This window comes from Vibrio sp. 10N.247.311.51 (assembly GCF_041467855.1).
GTDB lineage: Bacteria > Pseudomonadota > Gammaproteobacteria > Enterobacterales > Vibrionaceae > Vibrio > Vibrio coralliirubri.
The window spans coordinates 56,163-79,884 of the sequence record NZ_JBFSVK010000015.1; the positions used below are offsets into that span (position 1 = coordinate 56,163).

18 protein-coding genes and 1 tRNA gene are annotated in these 23,722 nt (G+C 43.1%); 16 read left to right on the forward strand and 3 right to left on the reverse strand.

Annotated elements, in window-relative coordinates; all coding sequences use genetic code 11:
* The first annotated feature begins 47 nt into the window (after positions 1–47).
* The 4 genes from AB6E85_RS14565 (at position 48) to gltS (ending at position 4,938) form a co-directional block, all read left to right on the forward strand.
* Positions 48–2,501 (forward strand): ATP-binding protein, encoded by a 2,454-nt coding sequence (locus AB6E85_RS14565; RefSeq protein ID WP_372143105.1) that lies wholly within the window; start codon positions 48–50, stop codon positions 2,499–2,501.
* Positions 2,502–2,749: 248 nt separating this feature from the next.
* Positions 2,750–3,199, forward strand: coding sequence for an L-alanine exporter AlaE (locus tag AB6E85_RS14570; protein ID WP_048616306.1), 450 nt, complete (start codon positions 2,750–2,752; stop codon positions 3,197–3,199).
* A gap of 180 nt (positions 3,200–3,379) precedes the next feature.
* Positions 3,380–3,470 (forward strand) — tRNA-Ser (locus AB6E85_RS14575).
* A 253-nt stretch (positions 3,471–3,723) separates the two neighbouring features.
* Positions 3,724–4,938 carry a sodium/glutamate symporter gene (gene gltS, locus AB6E85_RS14580; protein ID WP_048612760.1) on the forward strand — a complete coding sequence of 405 codons (1,215 nt, stop codon included), beginning with the start codon at positions 3,724–3,726 and terminating at the stop codon, positions 4,936–4,938.
* 64 nt (positions 4,939–5,002) lie between these two features.
* Here gltS and AB6E85_RS14585 read toward each other — a convergent pair whose 3' ends face one another.
* Both AB6E85_RS14585 and AB6E85_RS14590 read right to left on the reverse strand, forming a co-directional pair.
* Positions 5,003–5,755, reverse strand: coding sequence for a DeoR/GlpR family DNA-binding transcription regulator (locus AB6E85_RS14585; protein WP_372143106.1), 753 nt, complete (start codon positions 5,753–5,755; stop codon positions 5,003–5,005).
* A 9-nt stretch (positions 5,756–5,764) separates the two neighbouring features.
* A complete protein-coding gene (locus AB6E85_RS14590; protein WP_052879052.1) occupies positions 5,765–6,469 on the reverse strand; it encodes a glycerophosphoryl diester phosphodiesterase in 705 nt (234 codons plus the stop codon).
* 273 nt (positions 6,470–6,742) lie between these two features.
* Here AB6E85_RS14590 and AB6E85_RS14595 point away from each other — a divergent pair, with 273 nt between their 5' ends.
* The 6 genes from AB6E85_RS14595 to AB6E85_RS14620 all read left to right on the forward strand — a co-directional run bounded on the left by AB6E85_RS14595 (position 6,743) and on the right by AB6E85_RS14620 (position 13,110).
* Positions 6,743–7,756: a C4-dicarboxylate TRAP transporter substrate-binding protein gene (locus tag AB6E85_RS14595; protein WP_372143107.1), complete on the forward strand. Its 1,014-nt coding sequence runs from the start codon at positions 6,743–6,745 to the stop codon at positions 7,754–7,756.
* A 108-nt stretch (positions 7,757–7,864) separates the two neighbouring features.
* Positions 7,865–8,329, forward strand: a complete 465-nt coding sequence (locus AB6E85_RS14600) for a TRAP transporter small permease (RefSeq protein ID WP_052879053.1) — start codon at positions 7,865–7,867, stop codon at positions 8,327–8,329.
* Between the two features lie 9 nt (positions 8,330–8,338).
* Positions 8,339–9,622, forward strand: coding sequence for a TRAP transporter large permease (locus AB6E85_RS14605; protein ID WP_059020681.1), 1,284 nt, complete (start codon positions 8,339–8,341; stop codon positions 9,620–9,622).
* 35 nt (positions 9,623–9,657) lie between these two features.
* On the forward strand, positions 9,658–10,443 hold the full coding sequence (locus tag AB6E85_RS14610; RefSeq protein ID WP_372143108.1) for an HAD-IIB family hydrolase: 786 nt from the start codon (positions 9,658–9,660) through the stop codon (positions 10,441–10,443).
* Positions 10,444–10,703: 260 nt separating this feature from the next.
* Complete coding sequence (locus AB6E85_RS14615; protein ID WP_372143109.1) at positions 10,704–11,630, forward strand: LysR family transcriptional regulator; 927 nt, start codon at positions 10,704–10,706, stop codon at positions 11,628–11,630.
* Between the two features lie 226 nt (positions 11,631–11,856).
* A complete protein-coding gene (locus tag AB6E85_RS14620; RefSeq protein ID WP_372143110.1) occupies positions 11,857–13,110 on the forward strand; it encodes a D-amino acid dehydrogenase in 1,254 nt (417 codons plus the stop codon).
* A 117-nt stretch (positions 13,111–13,227) separates the two neighbouring features.
* Here the strand turns inward: AB6E85_RS14620 and AB6E85_RS14625 are convergent, their stop codons facing one another.
* Entirely contained in the window at positions 13,228–14,007 is a 780-nt protein-coding gene (locus tag AB6E85_RS14625) for an ABC transporter substrate-binding protein (protein ID WP_372143111.1), read from the reverse strand.
* A gap of 499 nt (positions 14,008–14,506) precedes the next feature.
* Between AB6E85_RS14625 and AB6E85_RS14630 the strand changes: the two genes are divergently transcribed.
* The 6 genes from AB6E85_RS14630 (at position 14,507) to AB6E85_RS14655 (ending at position 23,640) form a co-directional block, all read left to right on the forward strand.
* Positions 14,507–16,141 (forward strand): ABC transporter substrate-binding protein, encoded by a 1,635-nt coding sequence (locus tag AB6E85_RS14630; RefSeq protein ID WP_372143112.1) that lies wholly within the window; start codon positions 14,507–14,509, stop codon positions 16,139–16,141.
* 55 nt (positions 16,142–16,196) lie between these two features.
* Positions 16,197–17,171: an ABC transporter permease gene (locus AB6E85_RS14635; protein WP_017071753.1), complete on the forward strand. Its 975-nt coding sequence runs from the start codon at positions 16,197–16,199 to the stop codon at positions 17,169–17,171.
* Positions 17,172–17,191: 20 nt separating this feature from the next.
* Positions 17,192–18,169: an ABC transporter permease subunit gene (locus AB6E85_RS14640; RefSeq protein WP_019821070.1), complete on the forward strand. Its 978-nt coding sequence runs from the start codon at positions 17,192–17,194 to the stop codon at positions 18,167–18,169.
* The gene (locus AB6E85_RS14645) at positions 18,169–19,122 is read left to right on the forward strand and encodes an ABC transporter ATP-binding protein (protein ID WP_019821072.1); all 954 of its coding nucleotides are present in this window, start codon (positions 18,169–18,171) and stop codon (positions 19,120–19,122) included. The genes AB6E85_RS14640 and AB6E85_RS14645 overlap by 1 nt, the downstream gene beginning before the upstream one ends.
* Before the next feature lie 10 nt (positions 19,123–19,132).
* Complete coding sequence (locus AB6E85_RS14650) at positions 19,133–20,122, forward strand: ABC transporter ATP-binding protein (RefSeq protein ID WP_017071889.1); 990 nt, start codon at positions 19,133–19,135, stop codon at positions 20,120–20,122.
* Between the two features lie 74 nt (positions 20,123–20,196).
* Entirely contained in the window at positions 20,197–23,640 is a 3,444-nt protein-coding gene (locus AB6E85_RS14655; RefSeq protein WP_102319663.1) for a hypothetical protein, read from the forward strand.
* The last annotated feature ends 82 nt before the right edge of the window (positions 23,641–23,722 follow it).

The following is a 23,722-nucleotide window of genomic DNA, read 5'->3' on the forward strand; positions in this document are numbered from 1 at the left end:
ACAATAAAAGAATTATGCAGATACGGTCGTCTTTAAAGAAAAAAAGCATGGTAGCGCTTGGATTATACCTTGCGATGTTTATTGCCATTGTCGGTAGTGTGACGTATTACGTCGTAGAATCCCCTGTGCGCGCCAAATTACAACAAAACCTCGACTTGCGTACGCAACTGTTATCCGCATTGATTACAGAGCCACTCAGTAGTTCTCAAGGATTTGTAGACAGTCTCGTTGGGTTTGCTCAAGCGCATCGTAACGGTGATGATGTTATTCTGCTCTTTAAGTCCATGCTGGCGGCGAGCGACGATACGATTGTCAGTGCCGGTATTTGGCCTGAACCTTATGCGCTCGATTCTAAAAAGCTTCTTAATAGTTACTTTTTTAATAAAGCCGACGATGGAAGAATCGATCAGATATATTCTTACAACAACCCCAAAAATGCCCCTTATCAAGAAGAGTATTGGTACACCTCTGTCGTCAACCAAAAACAAGGCACGATCTCTTGGAGCGATGTGTATATCGACCCATACACGCACGTTCGAATGATTACGGCGTCTTCCCCTTATTATTACGACGGTACTTTTGCCGGTGTTGCGACGGTGGATCTCTCGCTCGAAGAGCTGCTTGGTTTTATCAAGAATCACGCCGAAGAATACAACCTTGGCATTACGCTCAGAGATAAGCTCAACCAAGTGTTGGTTTCGCATAACTTCAACCTCGTTGAAGGCATTTACATCAGTAGAAATCAATTTGGTGATTTTGGCTGGCAAGTGGATGTGGTTAACTCCAAATCACGAGTAGCAGACGAAGTGTTTCGTCAGGTGATGAGCATTGAAGGCGGTATTGTTCCGCTATTGCTACTTTGTGTCATGGCGGGGTATTACTTATTGAACCGTTATTTGATTAGTCCAATCACAAGGATTGCTGCGCAGGTTGATAGCTCGAAAGCGGGCGAAATCATTGATGTGGATTACTCGAGTGATGACGAAATCGGCCATTTGATTAAAACCTTCAATGAAAAGACCATTTATCTCGAAGCGGAAAAGGTTAAAGCTCAGGCATCCACCAATGCAAAAACCGCTTTCCTTGCGACCTTGTCACATGAAATTCGCACTCCGATGAATGGAGTATTGGGTACCGCTCAAATCCTATTAAAAACGCCTCTAAATTCTGAACAAGAGAAGCATCTTAAGAGCTTGTATGAGTCCGGCGATCATATGATGACTCTACTCAACGAGATCTTAGACTTCTCGAAGATCGAGCAGGGCAGGTTGGATCTTGATGAAACGCGTTTCCCGCTTGATTCGATCATCGGCAGTATTAACAGTGTTTACTACACATTGTCTTCCGAGAAAGGGCTTCAATTCAAAGTGTACTCTGAGGTGCCTTCGGGTCGTTGGTACTTCTCAGACAAAGCACGTCTAAGACAAATCTTGTTTAATCTATTGAACAACGCGGTGAAGTTCACCTCCAGAGGCTTTGTTGAGGTGTACCTGAAAGAAGTCGTAGAGGGGAGTGACACCTATCTGAGTATTCGAGTTCGCGATACCGGAATTGGTATTTCTAAAGAAGCTCAAAAGCGTATTTTTAAACCGTTTGAACAAGCGGAGTCTTCGACCACAAGGCGTTTTGGCGGTACTGGCCTTGGCCTCGCGATTGTGAAGAAAATTGCCCAGTTGATGGATGGCAGTATTACCGTCACCAGTGAAGAAGGGATAGGCACGAGTTTTGATGTTCGCTTGAAGATTCAGCCATGCCAGCCAGGAGAAATCGAGAGCTTGCCACACAAGAAGTTGGACTACTCAGGCTTAAAAGTACTGATCGTCGAGGACAACCGAACTAACACGGTGATCATTGAAACCTTCATGAGCAGTAAAGGCTTTACTTGTAAGAGCGTCGAAAACGGTGAACTTGCGATACAAGCCGTGGTTGCTGAGCGCTTTGATTTGGTGCTCATGGATAACCATATGCCTGTTATGGACGGCGTTGAATCAACCACTGCGATTCGTGCTTTGATAGGCGACGTGTCATCGGTATTGGTGTTTGGTTGCACGGCTGATGTCTTTAAAGAGACTCGCGAGCGTATGCTGGGGGCGGGTGTGGATTATATTATTGCTAAGCCGATTGATGAGCGTGAACTGGATGACGCCTTGTTCCGCTATTCAAATAAGCTTTACCAATACCATGAAGTAAAAGTGGATGAGCTCGAAAGCCAAGACGTAAAACCACACGATTCGAAAAGTAAAAGCGAGTCACTGCCTAAACCAGATCTTCGAAACAAAGATAACACTGAAGAGCTGTTAGTGACGCTGTATGTGGCGCTAGAAGACAACAACCTAGAACTGATTCAATTTGCACTAGAGAGCTTACGTGTCCATGTTGAACCTATGAACAACGTTGAACTTACTGAACAAGTCGATAAAGCCTTAGAGCAGGTTTCTTTAGGATCACTACCTACACAAGATGTCATTAATATCATTACTGTAAATCTACCTATGGCTTAAATGTTGTTTAATTACGGTAAGTAAATGACGAATTGTCCAATATTTGACCTTGGTTGGATTTTTTGGTGAAAGTGACTGCTTTTAAAGTGGTTTTTGGTTGTTAATTTACAACTTGATTTTTAATTTGGAATGTATGACTACTAATCTTGTGATTTAATAGCGACATTATCTGGTGAGGTGCAAATGTGCCTTGTTTATATGTTACTAAATCACTAATTAAGCAGTGATATATTTTAGGTTTGTCGTCAATGAAGTCTCGTGGTCCATTTTGTATTCGAAACGCAGCTGCGGATACATTTGCTATGGTCGTTTTCTGTTTTATTTCTGGCATGATCGTAGAAGTGTTTATTTCTGGTATGACGTTTGAGCAATCTCTTGCTTCTCGAACGTTATCTATTCCTGTAAACATTGCTATCGCTTGGCCTTATGGCGTTTTTCGTGATTGGTTCTTGCGCAATGGTGCAAAACTTTCACAAAGCTCATTGATGAAAAATTTGTCTGATTTGATGGCATACGTGTTATTCCAGTCTCCTGTGTATGCTGGTATTTTGTTGGCAGTGGGTGCTTCAGGCGACCAGATCGTTACGGCTGTAACCAGTAATGCCGTTATCTCGTGCGGTATGGGCGTACTTTACGGCTACTTCCTCGATATGTGTCGTAAATGGTTTCGAGTTCCTGGCTACTATCAACAAGCTTAAGAAAAGCAACAAGCGTAAGTGCAGCGAAAGAATGAAATTTGGTTTGTTTTTGATCTAATGAGTTAATTTGTAATCGAACAAACCGAAAAAGCCACTTTTTTTGAGAATGCCCCTTGACCAAAGCAAGCAGAATCAATAAAGTAGCGCCTCGTTGAGTGACATGCTCAACACAAAATTTGTGGAAGGATGGCTGAGTGGCTTAAGGCGCTCGCCTGGAAAGCGAGTATACGTTTATAGCGTATCTGGGGTTCAAATCCCCATCCTTCCACCACTATTCAAAACCCTAGCAGAAATGCTGGGGTTTTCTCGTTTTAGAGCCCCTATATTCCACCTCATCTGTATATCTCCCTAGTATCCGTTCCTTTAATCATTTCTTTATAGTTATTACCTCTATTAATACCGTCGCAGAATTAACCATATTAGGTGTTTTTATCATCGATAATCGCTTGATTTTTGGCATGAACCTAGATTATTAATAGTACGCAATATTATGAATAATCTAACTATTAGGAATCCATAACCCTATGACAGAAACCCTAGTTTCTCCAATGCTCTCTTTTACGATCGCGATTTCGTTACTGTTTATCGGTAAAGGTTTGATTGAGCGATCTGAAGTATTAAGAAAGTATTCACTGCCAGAGCCTGTGATTGGTGGCTTTGTCTGCGCAGCGACCGTAGCGGCGCTTTACTATATTTTTGAAATCCAAATCACTTTTAGCCTAGATGTCAGAGACTTTTTGCTTCTCTACTTTTTTGCTGGCATCGGGCTCCAAGCGGATATTAAAACACTGATTAAAGGCGGGCGACCGTTGTTCATCCTACTGTGTCTTGCTGCCATTTTTATCGTGTTGCAAAACGTAGTCGGAATGGCGGTCGCTTCTGGTTTTGGAATGGATGCGAAAGCTGGCTTACTATCCGGTTCTGTTAGCTTGATAGGCGGCGTAGGCACAACGTTAGCGTGGGCGCCAATGTTTGTGGAAGAGTTTGGTATTGCTAACGCGCTCGAACTTGGTGTCGCTTCAAACACGGTTGGTTTAATTGCTGCGTGTGTGATTGGTGGCCCGATTGCCAACTACCTACTCAATAAACACAAAGTGAGTCCTTCTAATGAAGAAGAGGTTACGGTTGGTGCATTCCAAGAGAGTGAAACAAAGACAGAGCTAAGCCACTATGGCGTTCTTTGGGCATGGCTGATTCTTAACTTAACACTGATGCTGGGTTACAGTTTGAGTGAAGTTATCGACTCAATGGGCCTAAAACTGCCGTTATTCGTTAGCTGTTTAATCGCAGGTATCCTAATCGGAAACGTCGGTCGAGCACTGTTTAAGAAGCGTCGTACACAAGAGAAAATCGCTCAAGGCCGTAAAGGCTTAGCGATGATCTCTGACATCTGCTTAGGCATGTTCTTGACCATGGCATTGATGGGGTTGCGTATCTGGGATCTCGATGGACTGTTTGGCTATATCTCTGTTGTCATGAGTATCCAGATCTTACTTTCGCTGCTGTTTACTGTGTTTGTCGTTTATTACTTGATGGGAAGAAACTACGACTCTGTGGTGATATGTTCAGGCTTCGGTGGTATCACTCTAGGCTCGACCGCAACCGCAATTGTGAACATGACGGCAGTAACTCACCGCTATGGCGCAAGCCCACAAGCGTTCATTGTGGTGCCATTAGTATGTGGTTTCTTTGTTGATTTGATCAACGCATTGGTGATCAGTTTCTTTGTTGGTATGTAACCTTGTCGGCTAGTTCCTAAACGTAGACTTCAAAGCCTAGCGTTGATGCTAGGCTTTGTTGTATTCAAGTATGAGCATTCTCTTCTACTAAGTGTATGTTTAGCTCCGAAGGTAATTGGCTGCTATTGGTGTATATGCGGTCAAAGTCATTCAGTGACGCTACCTTTAGAGCAGCAAAGCGTCCCCATTTGCTGGCATCCGCGACAAGCCAGCTTTCGCGGCTGTTTTTTATGATTGATTTGGATAGGTCAGCCTCAACTTGCTCATGCTCCATGGCGAAATGACTGTCTGTTACTGAGCCACACCCACAAATACCAATGTCGGCTTCAAAATCGGAAAAGAAGTGAACTACGCTACTGCCCACCATATCTTGGTGTTCTCGTCTGAACAAACCGCCAGCCAAATACACTTCAATTTGTTCATTTGCTTCAAGAATGCGAGCCACTTGTAGGTTATTGGTGATCACTCGCAATGCGGGTTTTGCCAACAAATATTGAGCGATGCGAGTGACGGTCGTACCAATCCCCATCATGACCGTTGAACCTTCAGGTATCGCGTCGGCAACCGCTATCGCAATACTGTCTTTTGTTTCAGACTCAACACCAGCACGGAATCGGTAGCTAGTATTAGTGAGCGTAGTGGGTAAGCTCACTCCTCCGTGTACTCTTCGTGCTAGGCCTTGCTCGCACAAGTGGTTTACATCACGACGAATGGTTTGAGTGGTGACAGAAAAAAGCTCGGCTAAGTGGTCGATCTGTATGTCTTGGTTAGCCTTAAGCGTTGCGAGTATTTCTTTCTGACGATGGTTCAGTTCCATAGAAGTTCACTAAAATTGGTTTGGTACGTCGGTGATGATGTTATCGACGCCAAGGTTAAAATATTTAGCCGCCAACTGTGGATCGTTCAAAGTCCATATTTTCAGAACCGCGCCTGAAGCTTTGATCGCCTTCGCCGTTTTCTCATCAAGAATTCGGTGGTCAATATGAATGCTGTAAAGGTCGAGTGATTTGAGTGATTCCAAGCTGAAATCATTCCACACTTCGCAGATAAAGCCTCGTTTAACTTCTGGCATCATCTGTTGGCAAAGGCTTAGCGCCTCCTTTTTGAAGCTTGAGATGAGTAGCTTTTCAGTAGGGAACTGCTTTTGTTCAATCAGTGCCGCGACTTTCTCAACTAAAGGTTGGATAGCTTTATCGTCATAAATTTTGATTTCAAGGTTCAAAGTCACATCGAGCTCTAGGCACTTGTCGAGCGCTTCACTCAACGTAGGAATAGTTGTCCCCGCGAACTCGCTACCAAACCAACTGCCAGCATCTAGCGCCTTGAGTGCGGTTAAATCTAAGTCTGCAATATTGCCCGTTCCGTTGGTACAACGATTTACCGTCTTATCATGAAAAACCATTGGGGTGCCATCAGCGCTTAACTGGGTATCAATTTCAATCCATTTAGCACCAGCTTTCGCGGCTTGTTCAATACTCACTAACGTATTTTCCGGTGCTAAAGAAGCGGCACCGCGGTGGCCTGTGATCATAATTCAATCTCGATGTTCATTTGAAAATTCAGGAAACAGTATCTCTACTTTATTACAGATTTATTATTTATTCGCCATATCTGCTTACTTTATATGAGAGCTAGCTTAAAAGTGTTGTACAGAGTTTATACAATAGTGAGACCTTATGCTCGCAATGTTCAAGTCGCCAAGATTAATGTTCATATGAATGTAATAATTCGCTTACATACTCTACGAAAACTTAATAACACCCTCTATATTTAGAAAACGATAGCCAAGAAAAGGTGATTAGAAATGAAAAAGCTATTAGGTACAGTAATTATGGCGGCAACGCTGCTTGTTGGTTGTGGTGAAGCTGACAAGGCTGGTTCTGAAGCTAAAGATGAGCCGATTAATATCAACATGAGCCTTGTGTTCACTCAAAATGAGTTGTTAACACAAGAACTTATTAAAGCGACCGACAAAATTAGAGAAAGAACCGATGGCTCGGTCAATATTAAAGTTTTCCCTGGTGGTCAGTTACCTGTTTATAAAGATAACTTGGAACAAGTGGTTAACGGCGCAAACTGGATCGCTGTAGAGGATTTGACTTACCTAGGTGATTACGTACCTGATTTTGCAGCGCTTGCAGGCCCAATGTTGTACAACACTTACGATGAATACTTAGCGATGATGGGCACTGAATTTGTCGCTGGTCTAAAGGCTAAAGCCGAAGAGAAAGGCATCAAAGTACTGAATGCAGACTACATGTTTGGCTTCCGTCACATGATCACTAATAAAGAGATCGTGAACTCTGAAGACATGAAAGGCATGCGTATTCGTGTTCCACAAAGTCAGCTGTTCATTAGCACGCTTTCAGCAATGGGCGCAGCTCCAGCTTCTCTTCCATTCCCTGAGACCTATGCAGGTGTTCAACAAGGCGTTGTTGACGGTCTTGAGGGTTCTATTCTGACTATGTACTCAACCAAGATCTACGAAGTGGCTAAGAACATGTCTTTGACTAAGCACTTCCTTGGCACAGTGGGTATCTACATTTCACCAACGCTTTGGGACAAATTTACGCCAGAGCAACAGCAGATCATTAACGAAGAGTTAGAAGCGGGTGCTGAATCTAACACTGCTGAGCTAGTTAAACTGGATGTTGAATACACTCAGAAACTTGAAGAGCTAGGCGTTACCTTCAACGAAGTTAATTCTGATGAGTTCAACCAACTGACTGCGGACGTATACAACCAATTCCCAACATGGAGCGAAGGTATACACGCAACGATCATGCAAGAGTTGGAAACGATTCGAGCGGCACAGTAATCCTGCACACATAAAATTTAATTAGTTAATGATTACGGCCTAAACATCTTTAGGCCGTTTTATTCCTGAAATACCACGTCGTATTAGGTATTTCGCTGGAGAAGTCTTTTGTTTTTATTAAAAAATATTGAAGAAATCCTCGCTTCTATCGCTATTTCGATCACCGTTTTGGTTGTTATCGTTAACGTCGTCTTGCGTTATGGATTTGGCTTTGTTGTCCCGTGGAGTGAAGAGCTGTCGGTTATTTGCTTTATCTGGGCTGTCTACTTAGGAATTAGCTCCTGTTACAAACACAAGCTTCACATGGGAGTCGATGTGGTGGTTGCCATGTTGCCAGAAAAAGCAAAAATTCCATTTAGGCTATGTGTTTCCGTTTTCCTACTGGCTCTGAACATCTTAATGGCGGTTCTGAGTTATCAGTATCTCATGCTATCTAACAAGGTAACGCCAGTAATGGGCGTGTCGTATTTTGTTATCAATGGCGTGCTGTTGCTTTGTTTCTCATTGATGGCGATCCACACCGTTCGATTTATCGCGAGCGATGTCGCTTCTCTAAAGCGCTCTTCTAAGTAGGTACGATTTATGGAAAGCTATCTTCCAATCCTTATTCTGTTTGTTCTATTTCTATTGAACATACCCATCGCATTTTCTCTGATCGCATCGGCGATGGTTTACTTTCTTTTTATCAATGACTCTATTCCGGTGAGCTTGGTCATGCAGCGCTTTATTAGCTCTTCTGAGTCTTTTCCGTTGTTGGCCATTCCGTTCTTTATCATGGTGGGTTCGGTGATGAACTATGCGGGGATCAGTAAGAGCTTGCTTGCCTTTGCTGATTCGATGATTGGTCACAAAACCGGTGGCCTTGCTCAAGTGAATGTCGCATTGAGTACTCTGATGGGCGGTATCTCTGGATCTGCAAATGCGGATGCGGCGATGCAATCGAAGATTCTAGCCCCTGAAATGACCAAGCGTGGTTATGATTTGCCATTCACGGCCGCTGTGACAGCTGCGTCTTCAAGTATCAGCCCTGTGATTCCACCCGGTATCAACTTAATCATTTTTGCGTTGTTAGCGAACGTGTCGGTTCATCAAATGTTTATTGCGGGTTACGTTCCTGCATTTTTGATGGCGTTGTCGTTGATGGTGACGATCGCGTTCATCGCGCGTAAACGTCGTTACAAGCCTTCTCGTTCGGAGCCTGCGTCTGCCAAAGAGCGTTTTCATTACTTCCTAAAAGCGATTCCGGCACTGCTGATCCCGTTCGGCATTATTTTAGGCATGCGTTTTGGTTTGTTTACGCCTACCGAAGCGGGGGCTATCGCCGTATTGCTTTGTGCGATTATTGGCATCTTCGTTTATCGTCAACTGGGTTTACGTCATATCCCGCTCATCATGCGTGAAACCGTGCAGGGCACAAGTAGCGTTATGTTCATCATTATTGGTGCCATGGTCTTCGGTTACTACATGACGCTAGAGCAGATCCCTCACAATGTTGCTTCTGCTTTGATTGAGCTTACCGACAACAAGTTAGTTTTGCTGTTGTTGATTAACGTATTGCTGTTAGTGGTCGGCATGTTCATCGAAGGCGGCGCGGCAATGATCATACTCACGCCATTGCTGCTTCCTGCTGTACTTAACCTCGGCGTTAACCCAGTTCACTTCGGCATTATCGTGATTGTGAATATCATGATTGGTGGTGTGACTCCGCCATTTGGCTCGATGATGTTTACGGTTTGCTCGATTTTAAAAGTTCGTATGGTCGACTTCGTGAAAGAAGTGGCTCCTTTGTTGCTAGCACTACTCACGGTTCTGATGTTGCTGACTTTCTCTGAAAGCTTGGTGATGTTTTTACCGAATTTGCTTTAACACTGTTTAGTGATTGATTATTTAGAGGTGTAGAAATGAATTCGGTATCGAATGAATTGAACCAAAATTGGAAAAAGATAGATTGGGTGTTAACCGATGTGGATGACACCTTAACGTGGCAAGGTCAATTGCCACCTGAAACCTTGATTGCGTTAAGCAAGCTTCGTGATTCAGGGAAAAAAGTGGTTGCGGTAACGGGCGCTTGTGCAGGTTGGTGTGATCACATTGCTCAGTTGTGGCCTGTTGATGCGGTTCTCGGCGAGAACGGCGCGTTTATTATGGAAAAGAAAAATGGCTATCTGACATTGCGTTCTGATGTTCCTTTACCAGAAATCAGTGCCAATCAGAGTAAGCTGAAAGAACAAGTATTAGCTATTTTGGGCGATTACCCAGAGCTCAGTTTAACGCTGGATCAGTCGTACCGCCTGTGTGAGGTGGCAATCGATATCGGTCAAAACCGTCCTAAAGTCGACGATGCCATTATCGAAGAGATTGTCTCTAAGATTCACGCATTAGGTGCACATGCAACAGCAAGCTCTATTCACATCAATGCTTGGTATGGTGAGCACTCTAAGAAAGCGACATCGACCGCGTTTCTCAAAGAGAAGGGGCTATCTGACCAAGAGATACTTGAGCGTAGTTGCTATGTCGGTGACTCGATGAATGACCAATATATGTTTGAAATTTTGCCTAACAGTGTCGGTGTAGCAAATATTCAGCATTACTGGGAACGACTTGAGCATCATCCATCAGTGGTGATGAGCAAGCCGGGCGGGTACGGTTTCTCAGAGTTTGTCGACAAGTTACTTGCGTTAAAATAGCACTCGGTTGGCGGTTTTAACTGCCGATGATTAACATTAAGCACAACTCACTTCCTCGTAGAATTGAGTTGTGTTTTTGTTTTATCACAAGATAAGTGTTCGCTTCTTCACATGGCTTTCGAGCCTTCTTTAAATACTTCTGTTGGTGACTCAGCCCACAACTTGCAAACTTGTTGTGTCGGTAACTCAATTCCTAGATGGGCAAATGAGAAAATTGTGAGACGCTTGATTAAGTGTCAGTCGAATCACAAGGAAGTTGAATGCACCACTTTAATATCCGTGCTCTTGAGTATTTAAACGCGTTGTCAAAATACGGGGCGTTACGTAAGGCATCTAAGATGATGAACGTTGATCCTGCCGCGATGAGTCGGATGCTGACCCAGTTAGAAGCGCAAGCGGAAATGAAAGTATGGGAGCGCAACAACCGCCAATCACTGTTAACCGAAGCGGGTAATGAACTGCTGAATTACTACCGTTCCATTGTTCGTGGAGAGGCCGCTGTACTTGCTCGACTAACCAAGCTTAAAAATCTGAAAGGAGGCAATGTCAGCATTGCCATCGGTGAAGGGTTTATTACCAACTTGGTGTCAAAACCGATGCAAACTTTCATGACTCGTTACCCTGATATCAATCTTTCTATAGAGATCGCTGGGGCATTGGATGCGGTCAAGATGTTGGAAGATCAACAGATAGACTTTGCGATAACCTATGCGTCTGCACCGCACCCTAAACTGCACTCCCACGTTGAACGCAGCCATCCGCTCGAATTGATTGCACCTAAGGGGCATTTCCTTACGATGAAAGAAGCGCCTGTGGTAATGCAAGATATTCAAGACGCTTCTCTCGCCTTGATCGATAACTCGACCGGTATGGGGAGGCTAGTAAAGCAGGCTGAACAAATTTCCCATCTTACCTTGCAGCCAAAGCTTCAAACTAACTCAGTCACTGCTCTGACTAACTTTGTTTCAGCAGGGTTGGGCGTAACCTTTATGCCTAAGCTCACTGTGATCGATGAAATAAAGTCAGGGCAGATTGAAGTGGTTGCGACCGAGTTGGAGATGTTATCGAAGGCGACGGTTAAGGTTCAATCTTTGAAAGGCCGTGCACTCACGCTACAAGCCGAAACCTTGTTGGATTTCTTACTCGAGAACGCCACTTTCTTGAGTCATGACGCTTACAATATCTAGGCTTAATCGATTTACTTAGCGACTCCTACCTAAGCTTTCAAATACCGCCAATATCACACTTCCAAACTGCCGAATTCGTTTTTAAGTCGAATTGATTTTTTGTCAACGCGCTATCTATTGTTAAGTCAACACGAGCGGAATAAGTTACAAATTATTAATGAAACGAGTTTTAGACTGACAGCTGTGTTCGACAGATTTTAGTTTTGTCGGGCATTAGGGGAAGATAATGGAAGTTATTGTAATTGGCAGTGGTGTTATTGGGTTGACCAGCGCTTGGTATTTGGCGAAAGAAGGTCACTCAGTTACGGTTATTGATCGTCAAGATAGCAGTGGTAAAGAAACCAGTTTTGCGAATGCAGGACAAATTTCTTATGGTTATTCTTCACCATGGGCGGCGCCTGGTATCCCTTTGAAAGCGATGAAGTGGCTTACCCAAGAGCATGCCCCTTTAAAAGTTAAGCCTTCACTTTCTCCTGAATTGGTGTCTTGGGCGACTAAGATGCTCGCCAACTGTAATGAAGCCAAATACGCACAGAATAAATCGCGCATGCTGCGAGTCGCTAACTACAGCCGAGAGTGTCTCACTCATCTAAGAACCAGTGAACAACTGTCTTACGAAGGTAGGCAAAAAGGGACGCTACAAGTGTTTCGAAGCGAAAAGCAATTGGACGCTATTCAGCAGGATATGAAGCTATTAACAGAGAGTGGAATCGAACACTCGCTGTTTGATGTTGAACAGTGTCTGTCAGTGGAGTCGGGCTTAGCAGACGTTAAAGACAAGCTAGTGGGCGGCCTGTATTTACCACATGATGAAACCGGTGATTGTCACCAGTTCTGTTTAACCTTGACTGAGAAAGCCAAGCAACTCGGCGTTCAGTTCGTATTTGATACTGAAGTGGTCAAGCTCAATCATCAGAATCAAACCATTGAGAGTATTACAACGACTAAAGGCGAGTTCAAAGCGGATGCTTACGTGGTTGCTTCAGGAAGCTATTCTCGAGAATTGCTGAAGCAAGTCGATTTGTCGATTCCGGTTTACCCAGTGAAAGGGTATTCGTTAACACTACCGATCGTGAATGCAGATAAGTCACCAACTTCGACTGTGATGGATGAAACCTACAAGGTAGCGATGACGCGATTTGATGACCGTATTCGTATCGCGGGTACGGCCGAGCTTGCGGGTTTTAATTACCTTATCCCTGAAAAACGCAAAGCCACGATTGATATGGTGATAAAAGATCTTTTCCCACAAGCGGGGGATTTCTCTAAGGCTGAATACTGGACTGGGTTAAGACCAATGACACCAGATGGTACGCCTATCATAGGGAAGACGCCTATCAAGAACCTATTTACCAATACGGGCCATGGAACTCTAGGTTGGACAATGGCATGTGGCTCAGGAAAGATCTTGGCAAGCGTGATCAGTGGCTCTGCCAGTGATATTAAAACTGATGACTTAAGTATCCACCGCTATATGTAAAAGCAAGCCGTTAGCTATCTTGCCTATGGCTTGATGATATCGACATTAGGAGCATAAATAGGATGCTCCTAATGTTGTAAATCTAGGTGCATGGTTTTAAGTTTCTTCTATTTATAATCACGAGATGAATTGAGACTTAAATGACCTTAGCTCTGGCGGTAGCCCCTTATTTACGAGGTTAATAGCTTTACGATGTTCTAATCCAATGGAGCTCACTACGTCCCCAAAATGTTGGTTAAATAGTGAATCAAACTTACCGCTGAGCATGTGTTCTTGCAGTTTGTCATGCAGTAATTGAGCTAGTTGTGCTTTGTCTGGGTGGACATAGAAGACCAGTGGAAGAGGGTAATAAAGCACAATACTTTTTTCTATGACTAGCCCATCCAGAGAATTGGTGTGTTCTTGGTATATGCTTTCTACTTCATTGGCACCGAGTGACACATAATCACATTTTTTATCTGAGAGAAGTTTAAGAGTCTCTGGTAACGTTCCTTGCTCTAGTACTCGATATCCATTTGCTCTAAACAGCTCAGCATCAGACCATGTGGCAGGAATTCCAGCGATAAGTGATTTCAGTTTATTGCTGTTGATATTATGGAAGGTGGGTTGATCTTGTTCCCTAATTATTAGGATACGGTGCCCTAGTAAGCCTTTACAAATTGGAGAGTTGAGTTTGATTGTAGGCTTATCAGCAAATTTACGGTTTCCCGCCACCGTGACGAGTACATCATAATTCTTGCGGAATATATTTCCTTCATCCTCAGCCCTTGGAAAGTCAGTATTATCGCTGTGAACGACAATAGGTTCGTTCGGATCCCAATTCAACAAGCTATGAATTAGCTCCAACTCATAGTGCTGTCTTTTACCTGATTTATTGCCATTCCAAAAGTTAAACATAGTTGTCCTAAGGGGGAGCTTACATTTCATGACTGGTATGCTGACATAGGTTTGGCACTCAAGAAAGCGCTTTCTTCTGTTTTTGAGAGAATCATATATAGATACAGCTTATGAATGTTGAGAATCGTGACGGAAAGGCTATTTTAAAGAAAGCACATAAGTTTATTGATGGGTGAGAGATTCGACGATTAGGGAAGACGATGGAGTACCATTAGTGTATTTTAACTTATTGTTTTTAATTTATTTTTCGTGTTAGTAAACAATTAATGCGACGAATGGCACTGTTGTGTATTTCTATTCTCAATCTATTCTAAATTTGTGATCTATGGTTCGTTTCACCGAAATGTAAGTTGAAGAATCATTCTATCGGCTTATTATCCACCTAAAGAAAGCGGTTTCTTGATGCAAGTGGCCGATAGTGAATACGAAAACACCCCCTTTTTTTAAAGTTAAAAGAAAGCGCTTTCTTTCTGGTTATTATCATTAAAAGGACAACGTGATGCACAAAAAGACATTGATTGCTTCGCTCGCCATTGGAGCTTTATTCGGAGCCTCTGTACAAGCAGATGAAGTTAAGCAGGGTGGTACACTAACGGTGCCAATTATCAATACTGGCTTTGTTGAAAACTTTAACCCTTATACAACTAAAGACTTACTGCATGGGGTAATGTTTGAGCCATTGGTCGTATTCAACAACATGACAGGTGATGTTGATTATCGCCTGGCTGAGTCGGTTGAGTATTCAACTGACCTGAAAACATTGACGCTTAAGTTACGAGAGAATTTGAAGTGGTCTGATGGTTCAAAGTTAACTGCAGACGACGTTGTTTTTAGCTTTATGTTGACTAAAGAGGCACCAGCTTTTGACCAGAAAGGTATTTGGTCTTCAGGTAACTTAAAAGAAATCAAATCTATTGACGCGCGAACTGTCGTGTTTGAGCTGACGGAAGCGGATTCTACATTTGCTTGGAACTTAGAGCGTTACCATATTGTACCAAAGCATATTTGGTCGAAAGTTGAAGAGCTGACAACGTTTACCAACCTTAACCCGGTAGGTAGTGGCCCAATGACGACGGTTAAATACATTAAACCGCAACAGATGGAGCTGTGCCGAAACCCAAATTACTATTTAGAAAATAGACCTTATTTAGATTGCATCAACTTCCGTTCTTACAATGACAACTCTCAGATCCAACCTGCCTTAATCAAAGGTGAGATTGATTGGGGTTCAAATTTTATTGCTGACGTTGAGTCAACATTTGTCGATATGGACAAAGAAAATAATCATTTTTGGTATCCAGCGAATGATGCGATCCACCTTTACGTAAATACCAAAGAAGCGCCATTTGATGACCTAAGAGTACGACAAGCACTTTCTATGGCACTTGATCGTGAAACCATCGTTGATATTGCTGCCTACGGTTATCCGACTGCAAACTTCAATGCTGGTGGCATCGGTGAGCTATACGAAACGCACATTGATAAAAATGTATCTAAGAAATATGGCTATCTAACTAAGTACGATGTTGAAAGAGCAAACGCTTTACTTGATGAAGCGGGCTTAGTTGACAAAAACGGTGATGGATTCCGCGACAAAGCAAACGGGGAAACGGTTGAGTTTGATATTGAGGTTGTAAACGGTTGGACCGACTGGATCCAAGTGGTTCAGATGGTATCTGAATACTTTGAAGAAGTGGGTGTGAAAGCAAACGTTAAGACCGTGGATTGGGCGGTATATGACAGCAATTTGAAAGAAAGTAAATATACCATGTCAATTAACTGGTCAATGGTAGCGACAAATCCAATCTTGGCGTACCAAGAGTACTTCTCAACATCTCGAATCGGAAAAACTTGGCATGCTGGTCACGGTGTTAATTCACCAGAAATCGACGCATTGATCGACAGCTTCGGCAACATTGGTGATGCAGAGCAGCAAGAGAAAGTGTTGAGTGAACTTCAGGAGTTTACCGCTGAAAACCTTCCCTTTATCCCTCTATTTTCTAACCCAACTTGGTTCCAATACAGTACTAAACATATTGTTGGTTGGCCAAGTGAAAAAGACCCATACGTACAGCCAGTATGGTACGACGGTGGTAAGAGAGTAATTATTCTCAACAATCTACACCTTAAGTAAGTTATTTTTGAGAGGGCTACAGCTTAGGTTGTAGCCCCTAGGTTAAAAGATTTTTATGTCGTTTTTAATTCGCCGATTTGGCTTCTATTTTACCGCTTTCTTAATCGCTATCTCGTTTAATTTCATGTTGCCTCGCCTAATGCCAGGTGATCCTGTTGATGCTCTTTTCGCTGCAGCTCAAGGTCGAATGGATCCTGCTCAAATGGATGCTGTTCGAGAAATGTACGGTTTTGTTGATGGCAATGTTTTCGAACAGTACTTCGCTTATATGAAAAGCGTATTTACTCTGGATTTGGGGCCATCAGTACTTATGTTTCCTGTAAGTGTCTCAGATGTCCTTGCTATGGCACTGCCGTGGACTATGTTTCTCGCGCTTGGTTCGTTGATTGTCGCTCTCATCATTGGTGTCAGTATTGGTACGTATGCATCGTATCGACGTGAAGGGCTATTTGGACAAATTGTTCCGCCAGTTTTGGCATTTATTAGTAATTTCCCGTACATCGTGACCGCGTTACTGTTGTTCTATTTCTTCGGTTTAAAACTTGAACTATTGCCTTTGGCATACACCTATGACCCATCGTTAGAGCCAGGTTTTACATGGGAGTTTATTTCTAGTGTGGCCAAACACGCTGTGTTGCCTATGGGCTCAATGGTCTTGGTTGGTATCGCAACATGGGTCTTCAATATGCGTAATGCGATGATCAACGTGTTGGGTGAGGATTACGTAACGATGGCAGAGGCCAAAGGCTTGAGTAGTTATCGTGTTATGTCTCGCTATGCTGGTCGAAATGCCATCCTTCCTGTTGCGACCGCTATTGCAATGGCAATCGGATTCTCATTCGCAGGTTCAATCATGACCGAAGTGGTTTTTAACTACCAAGGCTTGGGGAACATCCTTCTTAAAGGCATCGTTGCTCGTGATTACCCACTTATCCAAGCCATTCTTCTTATCTTGGTGACAGCGGTACTTACCGCTAACTTTATTGCCGACCTCCTATATGTCTGGCTTGACCCTAGAATCTCGAATTGAGGCGCATGATGGATAATTTAATGGACACTCAAAAAACCGCTAACCAGCCGAATATGCCAGTACGTGAGCCAAAATGGTCGTGGAAAAACGTAAAGAAAACTCTCGGTAAAGCTTACGCATTTTTCTACGGTAACCCCCCGGCCATTATAGGTACTTTTTTACTTACGATTGTCTTAGCCGGGGCGTTATTTGCACCTGTATTATCGACTCATAACCCAGAAAAGCGCGTAGCACGTCCACATGTTGCACCAAGCTCTGAGCATATTATGGGCACGACTCGTAGCGGACGTGATGTATATAGCCAGGTTCTATTTGGAGCAAGAAAGTCGCTTACTGTTGCGATCTCTGCGGGCGTAATAGCCATGACAATAGCAGTGCTAGTTGGGGTTTCATCTGGTTACTTTGGTGGAAAAGTCGATGAACGCTTGAACTTCATTACTAACGTATTTCTTGTGTTTCCACAATTACCCTTGCTGATTGTTCTCGCCGCATTCTTAGGGCAGGTCGGTTCGCTGGTTATTACCGTGTTGTTAGGGATAACCTCCTGGCCTTGGGGGGCTAGGGTGATTCGTGCACAGACCATGGCAATTAGAAGCAAAGAGTTCATCATTTCTGCAGAGGTGATGGGGGAATCAAAAATCCGCATTATTTTAGTCGAGATCTTACCAAACTTAGTTTCGATTGTTTTTGGTGGCTTCCTAGGCACGGTTATCTACGCAATGGGCTCCGAAGCTGGTCTAGGTATTTTAGGTTTAGGTGATGCAACAGAGGTGAGTTGGGGCTCTATGTTGTATTGGGCACAGACCTCTTCATCGTTATATACCGGTGCATGGTGGGAAATGCTGGTGCCTGCACTAGCGTTAGCGATTACTGGTGGTGGACTCGCATTGATTAACATGTCTATTGACCAAGTGAGCAACCCTAAATTACGTACGGGCCCACACATCAAACTGTGGCACAAACTTAAAAAAGAAGCAGATAAACGCCGAGGCCTATAATGAGCAATCTATTAGAAATTAATAACCTGTGTGTTGATTACGTTTCTCCTAATGGCGTAGCAAGAGCCGTTAATGACGTTAGTATTTCCATTGCGCCCGGTGAAACGCTCGGTATTGCCGGTGAATCTGGTTGCGGTAAAAGTACATTGGCTTTTGCTATATCACGATTACATAAAGCACCAGCGCTTATCTCTGAGGGTGAAATACTCTACAAAGGGCAGGATGTTTTAAAGATGAATAACAAGCAGCTACGTGACTTCCGTTGGAATGACGTTTCTATTGTTTTTCAAAGCGCAATGAATTCACTTAATCCCGTTATTACCATCGGTGAGCAGCTAACGGACGTTATTCTAGCGCACAAAAAAATACCTTATAAACAGGCTCACGATCGTGCGGTCGAGCTGTTAGGAACGGTTGGGATTCATGGCGATAGAATGTCGAGCTTTCCCCATCAACTGAGTGGAGGGATGCGTCAGCGAGTTGTTATTGCGATTGCTTTGGCGCTGGAACCTAAATTGATCATCATGGATGAGCCAACAACGGCACTTGATGTGGTGGTCGAACGTGAAATCTTGAATGAACTGTATGAGCTGAAGAGTAAGTTTGGATTCTCTATTCTGTTTATTAGTCACGACTTAAGCCTAATGGGCGAAATTGCTGATCGAATTGGCGTGATGTATGCGGGTAACCTTATCGAATTAGGTGATGCGAAAACGGTATTTAGTGAACCTAAGCATCCTTATACAAAAGGGCTTATCTCTTCATTTCCGACTATTCATGGGCCAAAAGAACGTCTCTACGGGATCCCTGGGAATCCTGTCAACCTTTTGGATACACCTCAAGGATGTAACTTCCAAGAGCGATGTGGCGAATGCATTTCAATGTGCATTAAAAGTGAGCCTCGTTTGGGCGCTATTGCGACTGGGCATCACGTATCTTGTCACCTAGTTTGAGCGAAAGATTATGAATACTTTAAAGAACGTTGATAAAAGCGAAGTTATCTTATCAGTTAAGAATTTGGTAAAAGATTTCCCACTTGGCCAGTCAGTCAAAAGCAATATGATGCGAGCCGTAAATGATGTTTCATTTGATCTTCGTAAAGGAGAAGCATTAGCGATTGTTGGCGAATCTGGCTCAGGGAAAAGTACAGGAGCTCGAATTCTTACCCGAATTTACGATAAGACGGCTGGAGATATCGAATTCAAAGGTGAGCCTCTGTCTGATTATATTGAAAAATATGGTGAGCTTGAATATGCACGCCAAGTGCAAATGATTTTTCAAGACCCGTTTGGCTCGTTGAATCCTGTACATACGATTTACCACCATATTGCGCGACCATTACTTATCCATAAACGAGCAGAAAAAGAAGCGATTCCGAACCTCGTTTATGAATTGCTTGAAATGGTTGGGCTTACACCAGTTAAAGAGACCGCAGAGAAGTACCCCCATGAACTAAGTGGTGGACAACGACAGCGTGTCGCAATTGCACGCGCAATTGCTGTTAGCCCTGAAGTTATCCTAGCTGATGAACCTATCTCTATGCTTGATGTGTCTGTGCGGTTAGGAATCTTAAACCTAATGGCTGACTTGAAGGATAAGCATGGTATTTCGTTCATGTACATCACTCATGACATTGCGACAGCGCGTTATTTTGCTGAGAAAACGGCGGTGATGTATGTAGGACATATGGTCGAATGGGGCAATAGCGACAACGTCACTCAGAACCCACAACATCCGTATTCTCAGTTGTTGTTGTCAGCAGTGCCAGAAGTCGGTAAATCGGGCAAGCGTGACATGAACGTGAAAAAAGGCGATATCCCTTCTTGGAAGCCAAGTAGCGTAGGTTGCCCGTTCGCAAGCCGTTGTATGAAAGCCGATAAACTTTGCACGCAATCAATACCAGAACCGACTCAAATTGCAGAAGAGCATTTTGCTCGTTGTCATCATTTGTAAACTTTAAATCCTTTTTGAAACGCAAAAGAAAGCGCTTTCAAAGTTTAAGTGTAAGAATTTTTTGGAATTTTGATATGAAACAAGACTACAACTCAACACCAGAGGTCGATGGCAAGTTCGTTGATTTAGATGGTGAGCGTTACTACCAAATCTCTAATGTTGACCAAATGACGCCATTCTTTATTAGCGTTGTATCGTCGAGCGATCACTGGTTATTTATTTCATCAACAGGCAGCCTTTCAGCTGGACGCATTCGTCCGGAAAATGCGCTTTTTCCTTACAAGTCTGTTGACCATATTCATGAAAATGCGGAAAACACCGGCTCAAAATCCATCTTCCGTATTGAACATGGCGACAAGGTTGTACTTTGGGAACCGTTTAATACATTCCATGATGGTATTTTTGATGTTGAACGCAATCTTTATAAAAATACGATTGGAGACAAGATTGTATTTGAAGAGATAAACCATACTTTGCAACTACAGTTCCAATACAGCTGGAATACGAGTGAAAAATACGGCTTTATTCGTCGTTCAAAACTGACCAACCTCGCGAGCTTTGAGCGTAAAGTCGAAGCACTAGATGGCTTACAAAATATACTTCCTTCAGGCGCTCCGTTATCAGCTCTTCAAACAAGAAGTGCATTAGTTGATGCGTACAAGTGGAATGAACAAGTTGATGGTAGTTCATTAGCTCTGTTCAGCATGTACGCGAAATTGAGCGATAGAGCCGACCCTGCTGAATCTTTGCTAGCGACGACAGTCTTCAGCTTAGAAACGGAAAGCAGCCAAATTTTATTGACGAGTGCTCAAGTTAATGCGTTCAGAAAAGGTCGAGCGGTTAAAAGTGAACCTTTAACGAAAGGGGTTAGAGGGAGCTATTTAGTTCATAAGTCTCTGACGCTGCGAGCACATCAAACCAAAGTTTGGTCGATTGTCGCTGATATAGACAAGACTCATTCCGATATCTGTCAGCTTCAATCTGAGCTCTCTGTTCCTGCTAACCTAGCACTAGCTTTAGAAAAGAGCGTTGCAGATAATCAAGATGAATTGATCACATTAATGTCTGGCGCGGATGCGTGGCAAATAACAGCTGAAGAAAATACCAGCGTTCACCATTACGCCAATGTGTTGTTCAATAACATGCGTGGTGGCGTGTTTGAAAACGGCTATATGTTAGAAAAGGTTGACGTAGTTAAAACTATGGAAAAGGCCAACTCTCAGGTAGCTGGCCGCCATCAAGACTTTTTTGATCAGTTAGGGGATGTTTTCAGCCATTCTGAATTAGTTTCGCGCGCTAAAGCGACAGGGGATTCTCAATTAGTTCGATTGAGCTACGAGTATCTACCGCTTACTTTTGGACGTCGTCATGGTGACCCTAGTCGCCCTTGGAACCACTATGAGATTAAGCTTAAAGATGAAAATGGCGAACGCTTACTTTCTTATCAAGGCAACTGGCGTGATATTTTCCAAAACTGGGAAGCGATGGCTCTTAGTTATCCAGGGTTCATCAAATCATTCATCTCTAAGTTTGTTAATGCTTCAACGGTGGATGGTTACAATCCGTATCGAATTACTAAAGATGGTGTAGATTGGGAGCTGTTAGAGGCGGATGATCCTTGGAGTAACATTGGTTACTGGGGCGATCATCAAATCATTTATCTATTAAAATTCCTTGAGTTAGCAGACAAATTTGAGCAAAGCGATCTTATCGAATTACTAGAGAGTGACATTTTTAGTTATGCCAACGTGCCTTACGAGCTTTGTGGAGTTCAAGGCCTCTTTGATAACCCTAAAGATACCGTAGAGTTCAACCAAGACTTGCAGGAATTGACAGAGCAACGTGTAAAGAGCTTAGGCAGTGACGGTCGCTTGTTGATGACGGGTGACCAAGAAGTTTATATGGTCAACTTAATGGAGAAGATACTCGTCCCTTTATTGGCGAAATTGAGTAACTTAGTGCTTGATGGTGGTATTTGGCTCAATACACAACGTCCAGAATGGAATGATGCAAACAACGCTATCGTTGGCAACGGCCTCTCAATGGTAACCTTGTACTACATGCGTCGCTATGTTGCCTTTATGCAGCGCCTGTTAGAGAAGTCACCATCGTCATACAGTATTTCCAAAGAAGTGTTTGAGTGGATGTCTTCTGTTACACAGATCGTTTCAGAGGCAAATACAGAGATTCGTCAAGATACGGTCACTCGTCAAACGCGTAAAGCAATGCTGACTAAGCTGGCTAAATCCGCTGCTAATTATCGTGAGCGCGTGTACCGAGTAAATGGATTCTCAGGGAAAACGAAAGTTGAGAAAGAAGCGATTGTTCAATTGATGGGCGCGAGCTTAAAAGTCCTAGATTCTACGATTGCAAACAACTTGCGTGAAGACGGTTTGTACAATGCGTATAACATCTTGAGTTGTTCTGGTGAGAGCTTAATGGTTGAAGAGCTTTACCCTATGCTAGAAGGGCAAGTTGCAGTATTGAGCTCGGGTCTATTATCATCTAAACAAGCGGTTGAGTTGTTGGATAAATTGTTTGCCAGTGACATGTATCGTGCTGATCAAAATAGCTTCATGCTTTACCCTGACCGTGAGCTGGCTTCTTTTATGGACAAAAACTGTTTAGACGCTAAAGACATTGACCAGAGCAAATTGTTAAGCATGATGGTTGTTGCCAAAGATAACCGATTAGTAAACCAAGACAGCAAAGGTTCTTACCACTTCAATTCAAGCTTTGAAAACAAAGGTTTCCTTCAGGCTGCGATTGATGAAATTAAAGCCGATTACCCGTCAATTAGTGATGATGAATTTTGTCATGTATCTAGTTTGTATGAGCGTGTATTCAACCATAAAGCCTTTACTGGGCGTTCGGGAACCATGTTTGGTTATGAAGGTTTAGGTTGTATCTATTGGCATATGGTTTCTAAGTTGCTGCTAGCTGTGCAAGAAAACTATCAGCATGCTTGGAGTATGGATTCTAATAGCCAGGAAACTCTTAAATTAGCGGATTACTATTACAAAGTGAGAGCTGGTATTGGTTTCAACAAAACGCCGGAAAACTACGGTGCGTTTCCGACGGATCCGTATTCTCATACGCCAAAGCACTCTGGAGCACAGCAGCCAGGGATGACAGGGCAAGTTAAGGAAGAAGTGATTACCCGTTTTGGCGAGCTAGGTCTAGAGGTCGTTGATGGAACAATTGTAATTAACCCTTCACTTCTTAGTCCTAAAGAGTTCTTACAAAAAGCGGCGACTTTTGACTGCCAAAATATTGAAGGACAAATGCAGAGCTTTATTGTTCAGGCTGGGCAACTGGCTTTTACTTACTGCCAGGTACCGTTTATTTACCAACTCAATGATGAGCCAACACAGGGTATTGAAGTTCAGTTTAAAGACGGAACAAGTGAGGCATTTGCATCGTTAACGCTAAATCATGAAATGGCTTCACAGCTCTTTTCTCGTAGTGGTCTCATTGAGAAAGTCGTTGTCGTGTTGTCAAAGCACCAGTTACTCTAATTCTAATTTAAAGTGAAATAAAAAGGCTCTAAGTGAATACTTAGAGCCTTTCTTTTAAGTGTAAAAAATGGGGTGCTTGATA